The following is a 16,438-nucleotide window of genomic DNA, read 5'->3' on the forward strand; positions in this document are numbered from 1 at the left end:
CTCTACAGAGTATCGGGCGAGTCCGCCAGGCGGGATTTTTCGCTTCCAGGAGGAGTGTGCGGGGCAACAGGTTTATCGTGGGACGAAAGACAACCAGCTGGCCCCTGATCCGGGCGGCCGCTTTGTGTCTAATTCCACTTGAGAGAGAGCTATCCAATGAACCGGTCTGCCTGCCGCCGCATCGCGCACGGCGTAGCCCTTATCCCCGCTGTCCGGAGCGTGCGCGCATGAGCTCTTCGCAAGGTTCCCCCGCTCCCGTGAAGCGTGAGACGTTCTCCACGCGCCGGCTCTTCATCCTGTCCGCCATCGGCTCCGCCGTGGGCCTGGGCAACATCTGGCGCTTTCCGTACATCGCCTACGAAAACGGCGGCGGCGCGTTCCTCATTCCGTACCTGGTGGCGCTGCTCACCGCGGGCATCCCCCTGCTGTTCCTGGACTATGCCGTTGGGCACAAGTTCCGCGGGTCAGCGCCCTTGGCCTACCGCCGCCTGCATCGCGCCGCCGAGCCGCTGGGCTGGTGGCAGGTACTGGTCTGCTTCGTCATCGCTGCCTACTACGCGGTGATCATCGCGTGGTCCCTGATGTACATGATTTTCTCCTTCACCGAGGCGTGGGGTGACGACGCCGAAGGCTTCTTCTTCGGCAACTTCCTCGCGGTGGCCGAGGCTCCCGGGCTGGGCTTCGATTACGTGCCGTCCGTGTTCTTCCCGCTGCTGCTGACCTGGGTTGCGGTGATCATCATCATGGTGGCCGGCATCCGCAAGGGTATTTCCCGCGCCAACTCCATCCTGCTGCCACTGCTGATGGTCATGTTCCTCCTGCTGGTGGTCCAGTCCCTGTTCCTGCCCGGCGCGGCACTCGGCCTCAACGCCTTCTTCACCCCGGACTGGGCGGCGCTGGGCAACGCGTCCGTGTGGGCCGCAGCGTACGGCCACATCTTCTTCTCGCTGTCCGTGGGCTACGGCATCATGGTCACGTACTCCTCCTACCTCAAGCGCCGCACGGACCTGACCGGTTCCGGCATGGTGGTGGCGTTCTCCAACTCCGGCTTCGAGATCCTTGCCGGCATTGGCGTGTTCGCTGCCCTCGGGTTCATGGCGCAGGCCGCAGGGGCCGGGGTCGATGACGTGGTCACCGGCGGAATCGGACTGGCGTTCATCGCCTTCCCCACGATCGTGTCCCAAGCGCCGTTCGGCGCCGTCATGGGCGTGCTGTTCTTCGGCTCGCTGGTGTTTGCGGGAATCACTTCGCTGATCTCCGTGCTGGAAGTCATCGTCTCCGCCGTGCAGGACAAGCTCGGCTGGGCCCGGGTGCGCACCTCCGTGTTGGTCAGCGTGCTGGTGGCCGCTGTCTCCCTGGCGCTGTTTCCCACGGCCACCGGCCTGTACCTGCTGGACACCTCTGACGCCTTCGTCAACAGCTTCGGCATCACGCTTGGCGCGCTGGTCACGGTGGTTGTCCTGGCCTGGTTCCTGCGCAGGCTGCCCCTGCTGGCGGACCACCTGAACCGGACCTCCACCATCAAGATGCGGAGGATCTGGATCGCCCTCGTCGCAGTGGTGGTCCCCGCTGCCCTGATCTACATGGTGGCCAACGAGTTCATCAGCAAGATCGGTGAGCCGTACAGCGGCTACCCGGACTGGTTCCTGGCCGTGTTCGGCTGGGGCATGGCGGCGGCACTGGTGGTGCTGGCCCTGGCGCTGACCTTCATCCCGTGGAGCAGCCGGTCCAAATTGAATGATGACCCCGAATACGACGCCCTGGTGGCGGAGGAAGCAAAGGAAGCAGCACCGTGACCCCCATCGCCATCATCATGATGATCATCGCCATCCTCACGGTGTGGGGCGGCCTGGCACTGTCCTTGCTGAACCTGAAGCGCCACCCCGAGGACGAGGGCGCCCTGCCCGAAGAAAACGCCTGGGAGCTCTAGGGCATCAGAGGGCGCGCGCCGCAGCTGGCCCTGCGGCGCGCGCAAGGACCCATGACCCACTGCGGCGGGTGGATTGCGGTGGGATACTGGGGCAATACCAGTACTACGGCCTATGGGGGGCTCACCGTCATGATCCTGGACATTGCCACGCTCCGCGTTGCTTTCGTTGTGATGGCCGTGGTTCAGCTGTTCCTCTTCTATTTCTCGGCGTACCGCGTCACGCGCTCCCCCTACAGCGGGTGGTGGTGCGTGGCGCTGGGTTTTTTCCTGGCCGGATCCGCCGCCTATCTGCTGGACGGCACCCCGCACCAGGTGTGGGCAAACCCGGTGGGCAACGCGCTCCTGGTGCACGGCGGTGTGGCGGTATGGGCGGGAGCCCGCTCCCTGCGGACAACCCTGCCAAAAGGCTGGATTTCCGCTGCGATCCCGTTGGCGGTGCTCGTTGCCGGCCTGGTGGACGACCCCGCCAACAACAGCTGGGCCGGCGGAGCGGTTTTCCTGGCCGCGATGAGCCTTACCGTAGGCCTTTCCGCTCATGAGCTGTGGCAACTTGGGCCGGAATATTCGCGGGTCCGGATCCCCTTGGCTTCTGCGGCCGGCCTGCTCTCCGCCTTCTACGCGGCACGGCTGGTGGCGTTCCTGGCAGAGGGCGGGGATGGGAAGCTTTTCACCGGCATCCTCGGTTCCGGACCAACCACCCTGTTGAGCATGATGCTGCTGGTGGTGGCCTCCTACAGTATGCCCGCACTGAGCAGCGAGCAGCACACCCGGGCGCTCCGGCTGGTGGCCTCACGGGATGACCTCACGGGGCTGCTGAACCGCAAGGCGTTCCTCAGCCTGGCCGCCGACCGGCTCCGTTCCCGCCGGTCGGCAGGCACCTGGGGTGCTTTGGTCCTGGCGGACCTGGACCATTTCAAGTCCGTGAACGACACGTACGGCCATGCCGCGGGGGACCGGGTCCTGCAGCGCTTCGCGGATGCCTGCGCGGCCACTGTCCGGGAGTCGGACCTGGTGGGCCGCTACGGCGGCGAGGAGTTCGTGCTCTTCATTCAGGGCGCCGGCGCCGAGCGGGCCGAGGCCGTTGCTGCCGGCATCAGCGACCGCCTCGCGGAGGCGTCGGAGGCGGAGGGCTTTGAGATGCCGACGGTCAGTTACGGAATTTCCACGTACGACGCCGGGACGTCCAGCCTCGAGGATGTCATCGCCTCCGCGGACAGGGCCTTATACGCGGCTAAGTCGCGGGGCCGGAACAGGAGTGCGCGCAGCGACAGCTGACGTGCTCCGGTTCGGCATCCCGGACCAGCTCCAGTAAGAGCCCGGCGGTAGAATCTGTGGGTGCGGTCGGCCCGGGCGCTGCCCGCATTTCCGGTGCAGTGGTGCGCCCCCTTCTTCCAACGTGCAATTCTTCCAAGTGCAATGGCCGCTGCAGTGCGTCCTCCCGACCATGAACGGAGCCAGCAATGGCCGTCAAGACCGCCCAGGCGCCCACACCGGAACAGCTACAGTCTGTCCGCGAAACCCTGAAATCGCCGCGGCGGCTCAAGACCGAGGTCCTTGCGGGCCTCGTGGTCGCGCTGGCCCTGGTCCCTGAGGCCATCGCCTTCTCGATCATCGCCGGGGTAGATCCCCGGCTGGGCCTGTTTGCCTCATTTACCATGGCAGTCACCATTGCCTTTGTGGGCGGGCGCCCCGCAATGATCTCGGCGGCCACCGGCGCGGTCGCCCTGGTTATCGCCCCTCTGGTGAAGTCCCACGGCATCGACTACTTCATCGCCGCCGTCATCCTGGCCGGCGCTTTCCAGATCGTCCTGGGCGTCTCCGGCGTCGCAAAGCTCATGCGCTTCATCCCGCGGTCCGTCATGGTGGGCTTCGTCAACGCCCTGGCCATCCTGATTTTCATGGCGCAGGTCCCGGAGCTGATCAACGTTCCGTGGTTGGTGTACCCGCTGACGGCATTGGCCCTGGCCATCGTGTTCGGGCTGCCGAAGCTCACCAGGGCCGTTCCCGCCCCGCTGGTGGCGATCGTGGTGCTCACGCTTATCACCGTGCTGGCCGCCGTCGCGGTTCCCACCGTGGGGGACAAGGGCGATTTGCCCGAGTCGCTGCCGTCCCTGTTCATTCCCGACGTGCCGTTCAACCTCGAGACGCTGCAGATCATCTTCCCGTACGCCCTGGCCATGGCCTTCGTGGGACTGCTGGAGTCGCTGATGACCGCCAAACTGGTGGACGACGTCACCGACACGCGGTCCAACAAGTCCCGCGAAGCCTGGGGCCAGGGCGTGGCCAACATCGTCACCGGCTTCACGGGTGGCATGGGCGGCTGCGCCATGATCGGCCAAACCATGATTAACGTGAAGGCCTCCGGCGCCCGCACCCGCATTTCCACGTTCCTGGCCGGTGTCTTCCTGCTCATCCTCGTGGTGGCGCTCGGCGGGGTGGTGTCCGTCATCCCGATGGCCGCGTTGGTGGCCGTGATGATCTTCGTTTCCTGGGCCACGTTCGACTGGCACAGCATCCACCCGCGGACCCTCAGGATGATGCCCAAGAGCGAAACCCTGGTCATGGCGGCCACCGTCATCGTGGTGGTGGCAACGCACAACCTGGCCATCGGCGTCGGCGTTGGCGTCCTGGTGGCGATGGTCCTCTTCGCCCGGCGGGTGGCGCACTTCGTCACCGTGGAACGCACGGTCAATACGGCGGAAGGCCGGGAAACCGCCACGTACGTGGTCAACGGGGAGCTGTTCTTCGCGTCCTCCAACGATCTCTACACCCAGTTTGAGTACGCACATGACCCGGAGCACGTGGTGATCGACATGCATGCCTCGCACCTGTGGGACGCTTCCACCATTGCCGCGCTGGACGCCATCATCGGGAAGTACCGCCACCACGGCAAGCACGTGGACGTGGTCGGCCTCAATGACGCCAGCCTGCAGATCCGCCACCGCCTGGGCGGGCAGCTCGGTGCGGGGCACTGACAAAAGCCGGCCGCCGGGAAAGACAGGCCCCCGGGAAATACCGGCTGATAAAATAGCGGCCTGCAAGGCGGCCATCTCTGCTGGTCAACCAGCGCCGTACCAAAGTAGGGGACCACACACATCATGACGGCAGGCGGTTCACCCCTCGGAACCTCGGAGAGCCGTCCGGGCGCGCCGAAAGAGGGCGCCCCGCACACCGGCCGCCGCCCCTACATCGGCACCGCGCAGGGTTTCCTCGGTGCCCTGATGATGTTCGTCGGATCCATCGGAACCGGCTGGATCGCCAACGGCTCACCCATGATCCGGCAGCCTGTGGTCATCGCACTGCGGACCGAGGGCTGGGGCGTGGCCGTGTCCACCATCCTGCTGACCGCCGGTGCCATGCTGCTGATCCGCTCCTGGCTCCGGCTGGGCCAGCGGCTCGCCGGCTGGGGGCAGCATTCCCTCCGGTCCGTGGTCATTGCGGTGTCCGCCTGGTCGCTGCCCCTGATGTTCTGCGTCCCTGTCTTCTCCCGGGATGTCTACGCGTACACCGGCCAGGGCCGGCTGGTACGGGAGGGACAGAACCCCTACGAGGTAGGCATCTCCACCCTGAGCAACTGGTTCTCTCTCGGAGCCGACCCCGCCTGGGCGGAGGCCCGCACCCCCTACGGCCCGTACTTCCTGTGGCTGGCGCGCGGTGTGGTGGGGCTGACCGGCGCCCAGCCGGACCTGTCCGTCCTGCTCTTCAGGCTCCTGGCCGGCGTCGGCGTGCTGCTGTGCGTCATCTACGTGCCCAAGCTGGCCGAGCTTCATGGGATCAACGGGGCCCGGGCGCTCTGGATCACGGTGGCCAACCCGTTGTTCCTGATCAGCTTCATTGCCAGCGCGCACAACGACGCGCTCATGGTGGGTCTCGCCGTCGCGGGCGTCTACTTCGCCGCCACCCGCCGGTACGTCCTGGGCATCCTGCTGGTGACCGCCTCGATCGGCATCAAGCCCATCACTGTCCTGCTGCTGCCGTTCCTCGGCGTGATGTGGGCCGGTGCTTCAGCGACCTGGCCGCGCAAGTTCCTGATGTGGGCGGCCACGGCGGGGCTCAGCTTCGGTGTGCTGCTGCTCAGCGGCCTGCCGTACAACCTGGGGACGGGCTGGGTGTGGGCCATCATGGACCCCACGCCCGGGTACACCGGCTACTCCCCGTCAGGTTTCCTGGGCCAGCAGGTGGAGATGCTGGCCAACGTGCTGGGGCTGCCGGGCGGCGCCTTCGCGGACGTGCTGCGGGCCGGCCTGAAGTGGATCGCCATAGGCCTGGTGCTGCTGCTGATGTTCCGCGGCGACTATTCGCGCGCCGTCCGCCGGATGGCCCTGGCGTTCACCGCCGTCGTGATGCTTTCCCCGATTATCCAGCCCTGGTACATCCTGTGGTTCCTGCCGTTCCTGGCCGTCACCGGCATCCGCGACGACTGGCAGATCCGCTCCCTCTATGTGGTGGTCACGTTCTTCGTGGTGTTCGGCGCGCAGGACCAGCTCTCCGTCTGGTCCTTCGTGGAGCTGCCCGTCGACGCGTCCTCGCTGGCGTTCGTCACGGCCCTGGCGTTCACGTTCTACCTGCTGGTGCTGGACATCCACACCAGGAAGCTGCTCATCGAGGGGAAACCGCTGGACGTTGCCCGGCAGGGGTGGCGGTGGCTGCAGGAGCGGCGCGCGGCCGCCCGGCAGGCGGGATAGCGCAGGCGTAAATGCGGTTACGCGGCCACGCGTTCCGCGGGCTTCCGGCCCAGCTCGGCCGTCCGCTGCACCGACCACCACAGCAGCACCACCAGGAGCACGTTGCGGGTGGTGAGGACCGCCGCCATCACCGGGTGTGCGTGGATGAGCGGGGTGTAGAACAGCGGGTAGATCACAAACGTGGTCATCGCGATGCCCATGAGCAGCGCGGCCGGGACCTTCCAGCGGTCCCAGTCGTGGGTGAGCCCGGCGATGATCACCGGGGCCAGCCAGATGATGAACTGCGGCGAACCCACCTTGTTGAACACGATGAACGCGGTGACCATCATCAGGGAGCCTTCGAGGAACAGTTCCTCGCGTTCGGCGCCACGCCGGAGGGCGCGGACCAGCAGGATGGCCGCTGCGACGGCGGCGAGGATGAGCAGCGGCTGCATCAGGAACGCGGCGGTGGCGGCACCCGGACCGTAGACCTCGGTGGAGTTGATGGCGGTGTTGTCCGCCATCTTCGACCCGGCTATGTCGAACACGCTCAGCCACACCCACGGTGTGGAGAAGGTGGCCTCGAGCTGCATGCCGCGCTCGCCCTGGTTGAGGAGGAAATCCAGGATGTGCGGCAGGCCGCCCGACAGCCACGTGCCCGCGGTGACGACGGCGGTCACGGCAACGCCGGCCAGGACCACCTGGATCCGCTTGTGGCTGGCGATCACGATCGGCGCCAGCACGGCGGCCGGCCAGACCTTGATCCAGGTGGCAATGCTGAGCAGGACGCCGGCCACCACTGGCCGCTCGGCTGCATAGAGCAGTGCGATCAGCACGATGGGTGCGGTGATGCCTTCCACGCGGGCGAAGCTGAGATAGCCCATGAAGACGGTGAAGAACAGCCACCACCAGGCCGGGGCAATGCCCGCAACCTTCCGCGGGCCGCGGGTCAGGTAGAGGAGCCCGACGGCGTTAAGCGCCGTGATGATCAGGAACCACGTGAGCAGGTAGAGGCCTGGCCCGGCGATGTTGGCGAGGAAGATGGGGATCTGCGCCAGCACCGGGTAGACCCACGGGCTGATCTTTCCGTCCAGGTCCGACGGGTTGTACCCGGCCGTGGCCCATTGGCGGTACTGCTCGGTGTCGCTGAAGGTGTCGCCGTGCAGGAAGAAGGACGCCATCCAGCCCAGGAAGTAGAGATGGACGACGGCGAAGCCCCACCACACGCTGGACGGGCGGGCGAACCAGTCCACCACCTTGGCGGGGAGGACTTTGCTGCGGATCGCCACCAGGCGGTCAAAGAACCTCGTGGAAATCTCAGGACTCCTTGAGCGCGGGGGCGGCGGCCGGTGCCTTCTTGCCCAGCAGGTACAGGCGCCGCACGCTCCACAGGAACAGGACCACCAGGAGGACGTTGCGGATGGTGAGCACCAGTGCCATCCACGGGTTGTTGTGGCTGAGCGCGTCGTAGAACAGCGGGTAGATGAAGTACGTCGCCACGGCGATGGCGACCAGCATGGTGGCCGGCAGCCGCCATTCCCGCCAGCTGTGTGCCAGGCCCACGGCTACGGCCGGGCCCAGCCACACCATGAACTGGGGCGAGCCCACCTTGTTGAAGACCACGAAGGCCGTGCTGAGGCTGAGCGCCCCGGCCAGGAGCAGTTCAGTGCGGTCCACGCCGCCACCGGTTTTTCCGCTGTACTGGTTGCCGTTGTGCAGTGCCCAGAAGGTCAGGCCCGCCACGAGCAGTGCGGCGAGGATCAGCAGCGGCTGCATCAGCACGGACATGGTGGCGGTTCCGGGGCCATCCACCTGCATGGAGTTGATGTCAGTGTTCATGTACATCCGGGAGTCCCCGATGTTCAGGACGGACAGCCACAGCCATGGTGTGGTGAACGTGGCCTCCAGCTGCATGCCGCGGTCGCCCTGCTGGGTGAGGAAGTTAAGCAGCCTGGGGACTTTGCCGAGGGCAGCGGCCAGAGCGACGACTCCCGCCGTCGTCGCAATTCCTGCCAGTACCACCAGCAGGCGGTTCCGGAGCACTGCGAAGAGGGCCAGCATGACCGCCGCGGGCCAGACTTTGATCCAGGTGCCGACGGCCAGCAGCACGGATGCAATAAACGGGCGGTTGACGCCGTAGGCGAGGGCCACCAGGACAAGCGGGGCGGTGAGGCCGTCCACGCGGGCGAAGCCGAGCCAGCCCATCAGGAAGGTGAAGGTGAGCCACCACCACGCCGCGGGGATGGCGGCGGCGTTGCGACCCCGTTCGGTCAGCTTGAGCAGTGCCCAGGCATTCAGGACGGTGGTCACGAGCACCCAGAGGAAGAAGAACGGCCCCGGTCCGGCGATGCCGGCGATGGCCATGGGGATCAGGGCGAGGATGGGGTAGACCCAGGGGCTGGGCCCGCCGGTGAGGTTGGCGTCGTCAAAGCCGGCCGCAGCCCAGTCCCTGTAGATATAGGTGTCGCTGAGTGCCTCGCCGCGCAGTGACAGGGAGGCCGCGAAGACCAGGAAGACCAGGTGCACCACGATGAATCCGGCCAGCAGGCCCCGCGGAGTGTTCAGCGCGTTGCGGGCGGGGGCTGGGAGGACGACGTTGCGGATCCGGGCGAGTCTGCCGAAAAAAGCATCCATGGGAGTGGCGGGACCTTGTCAGGTTGGGGGTTTCGGTGGGGCCAGGAACAGCCCGCGCCCGCAGTCAACTCTAATTCACGGCATATTGGCCGCGTAATTGCGGTCTGCGTTGTGAGCTTTGTCGCGTGGACCGGCGCTTGGCGCAGGATTCCGCCCACTGGCCGATATCTAAAGTTGCTGGCGCCGCCGCGGTGGGGGACCATGGGGCAGGGCACTTTACGGTGCCCTGCCGCGTTTGCAGCCTGGGGGAGCGCAACCGTTGAACCCACTCCCTGCCCCTGACGATCCACAAAGGCTTTTCCCATGAATTTTCCCCTGACCCTCACCGTTGCCGACCGCAAGAGCATGGACAGCGAGCTCGAAGCCGCAGTCTCCGCCGCCAAGGCGCATGCCCTCGCCGGCAAGCAGCATGGCATCCTGGTCACCCGTCATGCCGCCGACACGTTCACCGTTGCGCTGAGCGAGACCGTTCCGTTCGGCCTGACACGCGAACACCAGGCCTGGTAGGAACAGCGGCCAGCCCGGACCTCCGCCCCACGGCCGCCCGCTCCCGGCCCGCCAGCCAGATGGCCGCCGAGTTGGCGGCAATGATCATCCCCATACCCAGCCACTCATGCAGTACCAGCACCTGACCCAGCACCAAAGTCCCGGACAGTGCGGCCAGGATGGGGTTGATGCTCATGAACACTCCAAAGAATGCTGCCGGGACGTGCCGGAGGGCCATGAGGTCCGCGGTGTACGGGACCACGGAGCACAGGATCCCCGCGGCCGCAGCGTAGAGCAGCCACGGTCCTGAGAAGGCGCCCTGGAGAACCAGGACGACGACGGCCGGCACGTAGAACGCGAGGGACACCACCGCTGCGGCGGCCGGCGCCTGCAGGCCCGGCAGGCGCTGCCCGGCCACGCGGTTCAGCAGGATGTACGCTGCCCAGCACGCCGCACCGGTGATCCCGATGGCAATCCCGGCGAAGTCGCTGCTGGGAGCGGGCATGACCAGCACGTAGACACCGATGCCGGCGACCAGGCCGCACACCAGGTCCCGGCGGCTCCGGGACCCCATCAGCGCCACGGCCAGCGGGCCCAGGAACTCCAGGGTCACCGCCAGCCCCAGCCCGATCCGGTCGATGGCCACGTAGAGGCAGATGTTCATCAGTGCCGTCGCAGCGCCCAGCAGCAGCACCGGCCACCACTGCGCCCGGCTGAACCGGTGCAGCGGCGGACGCGCCACCGGAACCAGAACCGCCGCGGCCACCAGCTGCCGCACCGCCACCACGCCAGCGGGTTCGAGCACGGGGAACGCCAAGGCGCCAATTCCAGCGCCGAACTGGTTGCTCGCGCCGCTCGCCGTCATGGTCAGCACGCCACGGAGAACGGACGACGACGGCCCGCGCCGCCCGTCCCGCGGCGCTGGTGCGGTGGTTCGCCGCTGTCGCAGGGATGTATCCATACGCCACAGTTTCCGGCTGTCGTGGTGGGCTGAGAAATGCACGCCACGAAGGGTCTATACGATGAGCGTATGAATGTAGAGCTGCGCTACCTGCGGGCCCTCGTGGCGGTGGTGGACGCGGAGACCTTCACGGACGCCGCGATCGAACTCGGCACGTCACAGGCCGCTGTTTCCCGCTCCATCGCGGCGCTGGAAAAGGCGTTGGGGATGCAGGTCCTGCAGCGCACCACGCGCAGCGTCGCGCCGACGCCGGCCGGGGAGAGGATCATCGACCACGCACGCCGCATCCTGGATGAACTGGCGCTTCTGGAGCGAACCGCCAAGCACCTCGGAACGGAGTTCCGGGTCAGCTACGCCTGGTCAGCCCTGGGACGGCGCACCCGTGCCGTGGAGCGCGCGTGGGACACCCTCCATCCGGACGCTCCGCTGGTGTGGGTGCAGTCCAACGGCCCCACGGGCGGGCTCGCGGACGGTTCCGCTGATGTCGCTGTGCTGCGCCGGCCGCTCAGCGATTCCCGGTTTGCCTGCTCTGTCATCGGCCGCGAGGAGCGTTTCGCGGCGGTGGCCAGGGAGGATCCGCTGGCGCGGAAGCGGGCGCTGCGGATGTCCGACTTCGCCGGCCGGACCATTGCCGTTGACGCCCGCACCGGCACCACTACCGAGGACCTTTGGCCTGCGGGGCAGGGGCCCTCGGGTGCACGCCTGGTGCACGGCGTGGACGAATGGCTGACGCTTATCGCCGGCGGCCGCGCTCTGGGCATGTCCTCCGAGGCCACGGCCGCCCAGAACCCTCGTCCGGGCGTCGCGTACCGGCCGGTGAAGGATGCGCCGCCCATCGACGTCGTGCTTGCCCGGCGCAAAGGCGACACTTCCGCCTTGGTGGCGGACTTCATCCGCCTGGCGGAAGACTCCTATCGGCCGGAGCAGCCCCAAATATAGGCACTACACTGGGACGCATGACCGAGGAACCGGTCCCGTCTGCCCCTCCTTCGGCTCCCGCCGCCGTCGATACCTCCCTGCGTCCGCCGGAGCAGCGGTCCCGCACTTTCACCGGAATCCTGGTGAACACCGCCCTGGCGAACGTCACCACCAGCTACCTGTGGTTCGCCCTGACGTTCTGGGTGTATCTGGAAACCCGCAGCGTCATCGCCACCGGCGTCATCGGAGGCGCGTACATGCTGCTGATTGCCCTCTCGAGCATCAGCTTCGGCACGTTCGTGGACCGCTACCGGAAGCTGGCCGTGATGCGGTTCGCGGCCGCCTTCACGTTGGGCATGTTCCTGCTGGCAGGGGGCCTGTTCCTGGTGACGCCGGCAGCGAACCTGCTGGACCTGGCACACCCGTGGTTCTGGGTGTTCGCCGTGATCATCCTGACGGGCGCGGTGGTGGAGAACATGCGGAACGTGGCGCTTTCCACGGTGGTCACCATCCTTATCGAGCCGGACCGGCGGGCCAACGCCAACGGGCTCGTGGGCATGGTGCAGGGTATTGCCTTCATCATCACCTCGGTGCTGTCGGGGCTCTCCATCGGGCTGCTCGGCATGGGCTGGACCATCGCCGTCGCTCTTGTACTGACGGCCGTGGCGTTCCTCCACCTCGTGACGTTGCGCATGCCGGAAGAGACGCAGGTTGCGGCCGGGGACGCGCATGGTGCCTTCGATCTGCGCGGTTCCTTGGCCGCCGTTCTGGCCATCGCGGGGCTCTTCGCGCTGATCCTGTTTTCCACCTTCAACAACTTAATCGGCGGCGTTTATATGGCGCTGATGGATCCGTACGGCCTGGAAATGTTCCCGGTGGAGGCGTGGGGCGCCGTCTTCGCACTCGGGTCCACCGGGTTCATCGCGGGCGGGGCGCTGATTGGCAAGTTCGGGCTGGGAAGCAACCCGCTGCGCACCATGCTCATCATGGTCACCGTGATGGGGTTCATCGGTGCTGTCTTCACGCTGCGGGAGTGGCAGTGGCTCTACATCGCCGGGATCTGGCTGTACATGGTGCTGATTCCCTTCGTAGAAGCTGCCGAGCAGACGGTCATCCAGCAGGTAGTGCCCCTGAACCGCCAGGGCCGGGTGTTCGGCTTCGCCATGGCCTTCGAGTCCGCGGCGGCCCCGGTCACGGCGTTCCTGATCGCGCCGATCGCGCAGTTCTGGATCATTCCGTATGCGCGGTCCGCCGAGGGCTCGGCCGCGCTGGAACCTCTGCTGGGGGAGGGAGTCTCCCGCGGCATAGCGCTGGTGTTCCTGGTGGCCGGGACCCTCATGATCGCCGCAGCCCTGCTGGCGTTCCTGACACCCGTGTACCGCAGGGTGTCGGCGACGTATGCGGAGAAGGCCAGGCAGGGCACGACGGCGGTGCCTCCTGCCGCGGCCGGCTCTGACTGAGCGGCCTGCGCTACGCAATGCGCAGGGCCGAATTTTCCTCAAAGAAATTGAAGCATAGCCTCTTGCATTTCTGAGGGCCGGGCGTAGCCTAGCAATTGCACCGGAGCGTCTCGCCGCTGAGCGCGGGCCGGTGCAGGCATCGAGGGCGTGGCGGCGCTCCTGCCACACCAGTTTTTGCCCATGTACTGGGGACTACGGACAGTTCCCGGGCCGATCACGCGGCCCGGCTGACATCCAAAACACCTACGGCCCAGGGCCGTAATCCAAAAGAGGCCATGTGATGCACAGGTTCCTCAAACCTTTTATGTTGTTCTTTACCGCAGTGCTGCTGATGTTCACCGTCGGAATCTCCGCAGCCCAGGCGGCAAGTCCGCACTTCAAGCGCGGCGGGTCGCCCGTCTGTGAGGTCAGCGCGGCTGGCAGCACTTCCACCACTACCTGTACCGCCGTCCTGGCCGGGCTTGGCAACGAAGACCTCGTTGCCACGGTGACGGTAGCGGGCTATGCCGTCTACGAGTGCCAGAACTACGGCGGCAACGTGGCACCTGGCCAGAACAAGGTGGTGACCGGACCAGTCACCGAGCCCACGTCGGTTCCCAGCGACGCCATCAAGAACGGCACGCTGCGGTTGGCCACCGATCCGGTAACCCTCTCCGCGCCTGATACCGCGACAGCTGCCGAGGCTGGTTGCCCCAACGGGAACTGGCAGGGCATCAACCCTGTCCTGACCGTCACTTCGATCCAGTTGACGATCACCCAGGGAACGTTCTCGGTCACCTGCTGGGCATACAACGAGAATGGCCTGACGGGGTCGGTAGCCCTAACGTGCTGATCGGCACCTCCTGAGGGTTTATTGGAAGGCCCGTAACCACCAGATGCCGGGCCGGCCCAAGAAGCCGGCCCGGCATTGTCACGCCCCGACGTAGGCCGCGAGGTGCTGTCCGGTGAGTGTCGCTCTCCCCTCAACAAGATCTGCCGGCGTGCCCTCGAAAACCACCGTGCCGCCGTCGTGCCCGGCGCCCGGGCCCAGGTCGATGATCCAGTCAGCGTGCGCCATCACCGCCTGGTGGTGTTCGATCACGATCACCGACTTACCGGACTCCACCAGGCGGTCCAGCAGGCCCAGCAGGTTCTCGACGTCGGCCAGGTGCAGGCCCGTGGTGGGCTCGTCCAGAATATAGACGTCGCCTTTCTCGGCCATCTGTGTGGCGAGCTTCAGCCGCTGGCGCTCGCCGCCGGACAGCGTGGTGAGCGGCTGCCCCAGCGTGATGTAGCCAAGGCCAACGTCCGCCAGGCGTTCCAGGACCCTGTGCGCCGCGGGGGTCTTGGCCTCGCCCTCGGCGAAGTAGGCCAGCGCGGCGTCCACCGGCATGTCGAACACGTCCGCGATGTTCCGTCCAGCCAGCGTGTACTCCAGGACGGCCGGCTGGAAGCGGCGGCCCTCGCACTCCTCGCAGGTGGACTCCACCGTGGCCATGACGCCGAGTTCGGTGAAGATGACGCCCGCCCCGTTGCAGGTGGGGCACGCGCCCTCCGAGTTGGAGCTGAAGAGTGCCGGCTTGACCCCGTTGGCTTTGGCGAACGCCTTGCGGACGGGTTCCAGGAGGCCGGTGTAGGTGGCGGGGTTGCTGCGGCGGGAGCCTTTGATGGCTCCCTGGTCGATGACCACCACGCCCTCGCGTTTGGCCAGTGACCCATGGATCAGCGAACTCTTGCCGGACCCGGCCACGCCCGTGACCACGCAGAGCAGGCCCAGGGGGACATCCACGTCGACGTTGCGCAGATTGTGCATTGATGCGCCGCGTACCTCGAGGACCCCGGCGGCGCTCCGCACCGCAGCTTTGAGGCGGGCGCGGTCGTCCAGGTGCCTTCCCGTGACGGTATCGCTGGATCGCAGCCCGTCCACGCCGCCCTCGTAGACAATCTCGCCGCCGCCGGTGCCCGCGCCCGGGCCGAGGTCGACGACGTGATCGGCAATGGCGATCATCTCCGGTTTGTGCTCCACCACCAGGACGGTGTTGCCTTTGTCCCGCAGCTGCAGCAGGAGCGTGTTCATCCGTTCGATGTCGTGCGGGTGCAGGCCGATGCTTGGTTCGTCAAAGACATAGGTGACGTCGGTCAGCGAGGAGCCCAGGTGCCGGATCATCTTGGTCCGCTGCGCCTCACCGCCGGAGAGGGTACCGGCAGGGCGGTCCAGGGAGAGGTAGCCCAGGCCGATTTCGGTGAAAGCGTCCAGCAGGTCCCGCAGCCCGTCCAGCAACGGCTTCACCGAGGGTGCGTCGAGCTCCCGGATCCATTGGGCCAGGTCACTGATCTGCAGGGCGCACAGGTCTGCGATGTTCCTGCCGTTAATTTGGGCGGACAGTGCTTCCGGGGTGAGTCGGGTTCCCTTGCATTCGGGGCAGGTGGCGAAAGTGACGGCCCGTTCCACGAAGCGGCGTACGTGCGGCTGCATGGCCTCCACGTCCTTGGACAGCATCGACTTCTGGATCTTGGGGATGATGCCCTCGAACGTGAGGTTCACGCCCTCCACCTTGATCTTGGTGGGCTCGGCGTACAGCATCGTGTCCAGCTGCTTGGCGGTGAACGCCGCGATTGGCTTGTCCATTGGCAGGCCCATGCCCTCGAACAGCCGGCCGTACCAGCCGTCCATCGAGTAGCCCGGTACGGTCAGGGCGCCGTCGTTCAACGACTTGGAGTCGTCATAGAGCGCGGTCCGGTCGATGTCGCTGATGTTGCCCATGCCCTCGCAGCGCGGGCACATGCCGCCCAGGTAGGTGACCTGGCGGACCACGTTCTTTTCCACCCGGCCGTCCCTTTCCCTGCTCATCACGCCGCTGGCCTTACGTGTGGGCACGTTGAAGGAGAACGCGGTGGGCGGGCCGATGTAGGGGTCTCCGATCCGGCTGAACAGGATACGCAGCATGGCGTTGGCGTCCGTGGCGGTTCCCACGGTGGAGCGCGGGTTCGCGCCCATCCGCTCCTGGTCCACGATGATCGCCGTGGTGAGTCCCTCCAGCCGGTCCACGTCCGGGCGGGCCAGGCTGGGCATGAAGCCCTGCACGAAGGCGCTGTACGTCTCATTGATCATCCGCTGGGATTCGGCGGCAATCGTGGCGAAGACCAGGGAGCTCTTGCCGGAACCCGAAACGCCCGTGAATACGGTGAGCCTGCGCTTGGGCAGCTCAACGCTGACATCCTTGAGGTTGTTCTCCCGGGCACCCTGCACCCGGATGATGTCGTGGGTGTCGGCGGCGTGCAGGCCGCCCTTCCGGCTGGCTGCAGTGGTTTCGGTGCTCACACGTCAGATCGTGCTACGCGCCGAAGGAGATGTCCAGATGCGCCGGCTCCTGCACGTTTTCCCAGAACCGTTGCCCGCGGATCA

13 protein-coding genes are annotated in these 16,438 nt (G+C 66.6%); 9 read left to right on the forward strand and 4 right to left on the reverse strand.

Annotated features, from left to right (window positions below; translation table 11 throughout):
• The first annotated feature begins 227 nt into the window (after positions 1–227).
• The 5 genes from ACIQCN_RS06835 to mptB all read left to right on the forward strand — a co-directional run bounded on the left by ACIQCN_RS06835 (position 228) and on the right by mptB (position 6,615).
• On the forward strand, positions 228–1,796 hold the full coding sequence (locus tag ACIQCN_RS06835; protein WP_400610086.1) for a sodium-dependent transporter: 1,569 nt from the start codon (positions 228–230) through the stop codon (positions 1,794–1,796).
• Positions 1,793–1,930: a methionine/alanine import family NSS transporter small subunit gene (locus ACIQCN_RS06840; RefSeq protein WP_400607871.1), complete on the forward strand. Its 138-nt coding sequence runs from the start codon at positions 1,793–1,795 to the stop codon at positions 1,928–1,930. The genes ACIQCN_RS06835 and ACIQCN_RS06840 overlap by 4 nt, the downstream gene beginning before the upstream one ends.
• 129 nt (positions 1,931–2,059) lie before the next feature.
• A complete protein-coding gene (locus tag ACIQCN_RS06845; protein WP_400610279.1) occupies positions 2,060–3,205 on the forward strand; it encodes a diguanylate cyclase in 1,146 nt (381 codons plus the stop codon).
• Positions 3,206–3,390: 185 nt separating this feature from the next.
• The gene (locus ACIQCN_RS06850) at positions 3,391–4,905 is read left to right on the forward strand and encodes a SulP family inorganic anion transporter (protein ID WP_400610088.1); all 1,515 of its coding nucleotides are present in this window, start codon (positions 3,391–3,393) and stop codon (positions 4,903–4,905) included.
• Between the two features lie 123 nt (positions 4,906–5,028).
• On the forward strand, positions 5,029–6,615 hold the full coding sequence (gene mptB / locus ACIQCN_RS06855; protein ID WP_400607868.1) for a polyprenol phosphomannose-dependent alpha 1,6 mannosyltransferase MptB: 1,587 nt from the start codon (positions 5,029–5,031) through the stop codon (positions 6,613–6,615).
• Between the two features lie 17 nt (positions 6,616–6,632).
• Here the strand turns inward: mptB and ACIQCN_RS06860 are convergent, their stop codons facing one another.
• On the reverse strand, positions 6,633–7,883 hold the full coding sequence (locus tag ACIQCN_RS06860; protein WP_400610090.1) for a glycosyltransferase 87 family protein: 1,251 nt from the start codon (positions 7,881–7,883) through the stop codon (positions 6,633–6,635).
• A 28-nt stretch (positions 7,884–7,911) separates the two neighbouring features.
• Positions 7,912–9,228, reverse strand: a complete 1,317-nt coding sequence (locus ACIQCN_RS06865) for a glycosyltransferase family 87 protein (protein WP_400610092.1) — start codon at positions 9,226–9,228, stop codon at positions 7,912–7,914.
• A 303-nt stretch (positions 9,229–9,531) separates the two neighbouring features.
• Here ACIQCN_RS06865 and ACIQCN_RS06870 point away from each other — a divergent pair, with 303 nt between their 5' ends.
• Complete coding sequence (locus ACIQCN_RS06870) at positions 9,532–9,735, forward strand: hypothetical protein (protein WP_400607860.1); 204 nt, start codon at positions 9,532–9,534, stop codon at positions 9,733–9,735.
• On the opposite strand, the gene ACIQCN_RS06875 is transcribed toward ACIQCN_RS06870, so the two are convergent.
• Positions 9,674–10,675: an EamA family transporter gene (locus ACIQCN_RS06875; protein WP_400610093.1), complete on the reverse strand. Its 1,002-nt coding sequence runs from the start codon at positions 10,673–10,675 to the stop codon at positions 9,674–9,676. The two genes, ACIQCN_RS06870 and ACIQCN_RS06875, sit on opposite strands and share 62 nt — an antisense overlap.
• 69 nt (positions 10,676–10,744) lie before the next feature.
• On the opposite strand from ACIQCN_RS06875, the gene ACIQCN_RS06880 reads away from it, so the two are divergent.
• From ACIQCN_RS06880 to ACIQCN_RS06890, 3 genes are all read left to right on the forward strand, one after another.
• Positions 10,745–11,614 (forward strand): LysR family transcriptional regulator, encoded by an 870-nt coding sequence (locus ACIQCN_RS06880; protein ID WP_400607854.1) that lies wholly within the window; start codon positions 10,745–10,747, stop codon positions 11,612–11,614.
• 17 nt (positions 11,615–11,631) lie between these two features.
• Entirely contained in the window at positions 11,632–13,053 is a 1,422-nt protein-coding gene (locus ACIQCN_RS06885) for an MFS transporter (RefSeq protein ID WP_400607852.1), read from the forward strand.
• 307 nt (positions 13,054–13,360) lie between these two features.
• Positions 13,361–13,885 carry a hypothetical protein gene (locus tag ACIQCN_RS06890; protein WP_400610095.1) on the forward strand — a complete coding sequence of 175 codons (525 nt, stop codon included), beginning with the start codon at positions 13,361–13,363 and terminating at the stop codon, positions 13,883–13,885.
• A 78-nt stretch (positions 13,886–13,963) separates the two neighbouring features.
• Here the strand turns inward: ACIQCN_RS06890 and ACIQCN_RS06895 are convergent, their stop codons facing one another.
• A complete protein-coding gene (locus tag ACIQCN_RS06895; protein WP_400610097.1) occupies positions 13,964–16,354 on the reverse strand; it encodes an ATP-binding cassette domain-containing protein in 2,391 nt (796 codons plus the stop codon).
• Positions 16,355–16,438 lie beyond the last annotated feature (84 nt).

This window comes from Pseudarthrobacter sp. NPDC092424, from assembly GCF_044754925.1.
In the GTDB taxonomy this organism is placed as follows: Bacteria; Actinomycetota; Actinomycetes; order Actinomycetales; family Micrococcaceae; genus Arthrobacter.

What these genes read in the sequence shown, in the direction of transcription:
- ACIQCN_RS06885 (WP_400607852.1), top strand. Translation starts at nt 11,632, where the DNA reads ATGACCGAGGAACCGGTCCCGTCTGCCCCTCCTTCGGCTCCCGCCGCC.
- ACIQCN_RS06835 (WP_400610086.1), top strand. Translation starts at nt 228, where the DNA reads ATGAGCTCTTCGCAAGGTTCCCCCGCTCCCGTGAAGCGTGAGACGTTC.
- ACIQCN_RS06865 (WP_400610092.1), bottom strand. Translation starts at nt 9,228, where the DNA reads ATGGATGCTTTTTTCGGCAGACTCGCCCGGATCCGCAACGTCGTCCTC.
- ACIQCN_RS06875 (WP_400610093.1), bottom strand. Translation starts at nt 10,675, where the DNA reads ATGGATACATCCCTGCGACAGCGGCGAACCACCGCACCAGCGCCGCGG.
- ACIQCN_RS06845 (WP_400610279.1), top strand. Translation starts at nt 2,060, where the DNA reads ATGATCCTGGACATTGCCACGCTCCGCGTTGCTTTCGTTGTGATGGCC.
- ACIQCN_RS06880 (WP_400607854.1), top strand. Translation starts at nt 10,745, where the DNA reads ATGAATGTAGAGCTGCGCTACCTGCGGGCCCTCGTGGCGGTGGTGGAC.
- mptB (WP_400607868.1), top strand. Translation starts at nt 5,029, where the DNA reads ATGACGGCAGGCGGTTCACCCCTCGGAACCTCGGAGAGCCGTCCGGGC.
- ACIQCN_RS06870 (WP_400607860.1), top strand. Translation starts at nt 9,532, where the DNA reads ATGAATTTTCCCCTGACCCTCACCGTTGCCGACCGCAAGAGCATGGAC.
- ACIQCN_RS06850 (WP_400610088.1), top strand. Translation starts at nt 3,391, where the DNA reads ATGGCCGTCAAGACCGCCCAGGCGCCCACACCGGAACAGCTACAGTCT.